This window comes from Moraxella sp. 179-F 1C4 NHS (assembly GCF_045370505.1).
Lineage (GTDB): Bacteria > Pseudomonadota > Gammaproteobacteria > Pseudomonadales > Moraxellaceae > Faucicola > Faucicola tetraodonis.
In genome coordinates this window covers 1-3,418 of the sequence record NZ_JBIQEC010000052.1, presented here as the reverse complement: position 1 = coordinate 3,418, position 3,418 = coordinate 1, and the positions used below count along the sequence as shown (strand labels likewise).

Annotated in this window: 4 protein-coding genes and 1 pseudogene; 3 read left to right on the top strand and 2 right to left on the bottom strand. The window is 36.1% G+C overall.

All coding sequences use genetic code 11. The annotated features are described in order from the left end of the window. Positions 1–202 precede the first annotated feature (202 nt). Entirely contained in the window at positions 203–1,213 is a 1,011-nt protein-coding gene (locus ACH0AB_RS11660) for a replication initiation protein (RefSeq protein ID WP_060996129.1), read from the bottom strand. A gap of 213 nt (positions 1,214–1,426) precedes the next feature. On the opposite strand from ACH0AB_RS11660, the gene ACH0AB_RS11655 reads away from it, so the two are divergent. The 3 genes and pseudogenes from ACH0AB_RS11655 to ACH0AB_RS11645 all read left to right on the top strand — a co-directional run bounded on the left by ACH0AB_RS11655 (position 1,427) and on the right by ACH0AB_RS11645 (position 2,927). After that, positions 1,427–1,549: a DUF4113 domain-containing protein gene (locus ACH0AB_RS11655; RefSeq protein ID WP_406878244.1), complete on the top strand. Its 123-nt coding sequence runs from the start codon at positions 1,427–1,429 to the stop codon at positions 1,547–1,549. A gap of 51 nt (positions 1,550–1,600) precedes the next feature. Next, a pseudogene (locus ACH0AB_RS11650) lies at positions 1,601–2,276 on the top strand (SOS response-associated peptidase family protein). Between the two features lie 45 nt (positions 2,277–2,321). Next, positions 2,322–2,927, top strand: a complete 606-nt coding sequence (locus ACH0AB_RS11645) for a 3'-5' exonuclease (protein WP_201666695.1) — start codon at positions 2,322–2,324, stop codon at positions 2,925–2,927. A gap of 45 nt (positions 2,928–2,972) precedes the next feature. Here the strand turns inward: ACH0AB_RS11645 and ACH0AB_RS11640 are convergent, their stop codons facing one another. Continuing rightward, positions 2,973–3,212, bottom strand: coding sequence for a helix-turn-helix domain-containing protein (locus tag ACH0AB_RS11640; RefSeq protein WP_060996138.1), 240 nt, complete (start codon positions 3,210–3,212; stop codon positions 2,973–2,975). Between the last annotated feature and the right edge of the window lie 206 nt (positions 3,213–3,418).

Here is a 3,418-nt window from a genome sequence, read left to right as displayed (position 1 = left end):
ATTTCATTGCCATTCTTTGTTTTTTTTCGGTTTGGTGGTATGCCTCGAGCAAAGGGGCTGTTTCGTGCAAAGGTCTCATATAATTTATTGATTTAAATTAATTTTTCACATAGATGTAATATTATTTAATGAAATTACTTACGCAAGTTACTCATTAGCATTAACTTATGTAATAAATTATATGATTAAATAGGACGTATTTCTACCAACTTCTTTCTAATATTTCTTGAATATTTTTAAATTTTTTAACACTAGTAGGGTCTTTTAGTAAGACACGCCAACTATTAAAAACTTCATCATAACTTCTACTATCATTGCTTGCGAGTAAACTACTATTAGCATCTAGAAACTCCTTTTTAAATTTGGCCAATTTATTAATTTGACCATCTGATAGTCCTTTTATTTGCCATGATAGTGCTAGAGGATTTTTTTTCTCTGACTCAAACATATCAATTGTCTTACCAACAGGTTGCGCAGTTTTTTTAGCTTGAGCTTTTAATTTGAATTTTAGCTCAAGATGAGTGAATTTTTTTCCCGTTTTTACAAGTTTATATTCAACATTAATTTTAGTTTTTTCATTAATTTCATTGACTGCAGTTTCAATAACTCGTACTTTCAAATCTTTGGTTGCAGGGTATTTGTCACCAAGATCAAGAAACTCTCTTAAATCTTCAATTGTGATTTTTCGAAACCCTGTATCTTTAAATTGCATGAGTAATTCAAAGAATCTAATACTATACGAGCTACTAAGCCCTGCAATATCTTGTTTTAAATATTGGGTAAAATTAGCTGATAAATTGCTCAAATAGGGCAAAATTGATTTACTAAATCTGAGAACCACAAAATGCTGATTATTAGGCATTTTAGTTGGTTGTAATCCTAAACTTTGAGCAAGTTTAATCATACCTTCGCCAGTTCCAACTCCCATATCCTGTACCCAGCGAGTTTTTAGTACATCGTCACCTACTTTTAATACAATAGAACGTTCATACAAACGTTCAGCCGCTTCACGCATTTCTCTATATGCAGTTTTAGGATGCACACCCATTTCAATAAAATCGCTGACTTCGACGGTATAAACCTCTTCATCTTGAACTTCCACACCTTTAGGTATTTGAGAAATTGCAGAAAGAATCAAGCGTTGTTCATTTGCAGTTAAGTGATAACTGGCAGTAATAACTACATTAGATTTCACAATTAGATCATTACTCATGGCAAAATTCCAATAATTAATAGGACACAAAATATCATAGTCCCATTAAAGTAGTCAATCCGTCCCATTAAAGTAGTCAATCCGTCCCATTAAAGTAGTCAATCCGTCCTATTTATGTCCTCCAAAACCGGGCTACATCAGGCATACAGATGGTCTATAAACCTTTAAAAACTATAAAAACCTAAAAAAGAAATTTTTCGTTTTTAAAATTTTATATATTTAAACGTTGAAATTCCTGTAAGTAGAATAGCCAAGCAGCAAGATTGGCAGATGAATCGAGAGTTTTTAAGCCCCAGCTATACCACCAAGCTATCAGATCTACTCAAAGTGCATTAGTGCGAGTTTGCTAACGGCTGTTAATAAATCCATGTTAAAAGAGAAACCCTGATGTGTGCCAACTTTCAACCCATTAGCGCTACGCAAGCGCCGTTATTTACCAATCAACAGCTCAGCTTTGCCGTCAAACAGGATATTTACTCAGGCTATGAACCCCCCTTGCTATTTGCTAACCTCTTATCAAATACGAGAGGTGATCTTGCCGAGTGGCACTCAGCCATGTTTGGAATGGTGCCTAAATGGGCCTAAGATACCGATATTGCCAAGCACACTTATGATGCCCTTAGAAACGGTGATGGATAAACCGAGTTTTAAACATGCTTGGTACAACAATCAGTTTGCGTTAATTCCGGTACAAACTATCTATTAGCCTAAATACATTAACGGTAAAGCACATCGCTATGGCATTCACCGTGAAGATAATGAGCCGTTTACCGTAGCCGCTTTATATGAAATTGTTAAGATAGGGGAGCAAATCATTCGCTTCATGACCATGCTGACCATCAATGCCGATAATCATCCTTTCATGTCACAATTTTACAAGCCTGAAGATGAAAAACGCTCGATTGTGGTGATTGAACCTGAGCATCGCCAGGATTGGCTCAATATGCATCATGAGGACGCGTTTGAGCTACTTAAACCGATGGGTGATGGGTATGTAGCAGAACATCGGCCAAAGCCGAAAAAAACGCTTAAAACGGCGCAAATGGATTTGTTTAATGGCTAGGGTAGCGTTTATATGACTGACTTACACCCATGATTGATTAATTTAATGACTTCAACCCCAATGACAGCAGATACGCAATCTCAAATCGATGCCATCTTTAACCAAGTTGTCCAGTACAACCAACAGTACGATACCAGCAAACCCTTATTCTTTGATACTGAAACCACCGGTGGCGGCAGGAATGATCAAATCATCGAAATTGCGTTTTGTGATAGTGATCGACATGTGATTATCGATACGCTGATTTATACCGATAGACCGTCTAGCCTAGGCGCATTGAAGGTGCATGGTATTTATCCACATGAGCTGATAGGTAAACCTACCTTTATTGATATTCAACCCGCGATTGTACAGTTGCTCAAAGGAAGAACCCTGTATGCTTACAATGCCAGCTTCGATGTGCGTATGATGCGTCAATCGGGGCATAAACTTTGCTTGCAGCAAGTGGATGTCAAATGTTTATGTAAGCAGTTTGCTGATTTTATCGGGCAATACTCACCGTATTTTAAAGCCAATCGTTATTTTAGCCTAAGCAAGGCTTGTTTGCATTTTGGGATAGAACATATCAATGCGCACCGTGCTAAACCCGATGCTTTAGCTTGTGTGACGGTGTGGAAGGGAATGGTGAAAAGTCATCATTGGGATTATTAGAAAAAATATTTTATAACCTTTTTTAGCTATACAGCAAAGAGCCAACTAATTAGTTGGCTCTTTTTTTACGGCATCGGTTTGGTCATCATCTTCATAAAGAATGAGGTCGCCAGGCGTGCAATTAAGCAATTTACATAGCTTATCTAAGGCATCTAAATCCACTTTAATCACATCATTATTGTACATTCGATATAGAGTAGAGCGACTAATATCAATCTGTCGATCCACATCAGCAACTTTAATACCACGTTCGGCCAGTAAAACAGGCAAATTGATTTTGATCACAAAAAATTCCCTAAAAATGAAAATAAATACTTTATTTAGGAATAAAACAATATTAACATAGTTCCTAAATTAGGAACTTTATTCAATATTTTAATAAAAAATTCCTAAAAATATTATCACATAGTTCTATAAGGTACTCCCCAATGTCTAGACCAAATAATCATAAAATTAAGATAGAATTGGGTTGATAAAGCACAGTATTATCC

Coding starts and splice junctions, on each gene's coding strand:
- ACH0AB_RS11660 (WP_060996129.1), bottom strand. CDS start 1,213: ATGAGTAATGATCTAATTGTGAAATCTAATGTAGTTATTACTGCCAGT.
- ACH0AB_RS11645 (WP_201666695.1), top strand. CDS start 2,322: ATGACTTCAACCCCAATGACAGCAGATACGCAATCTCAAATCGATGCC.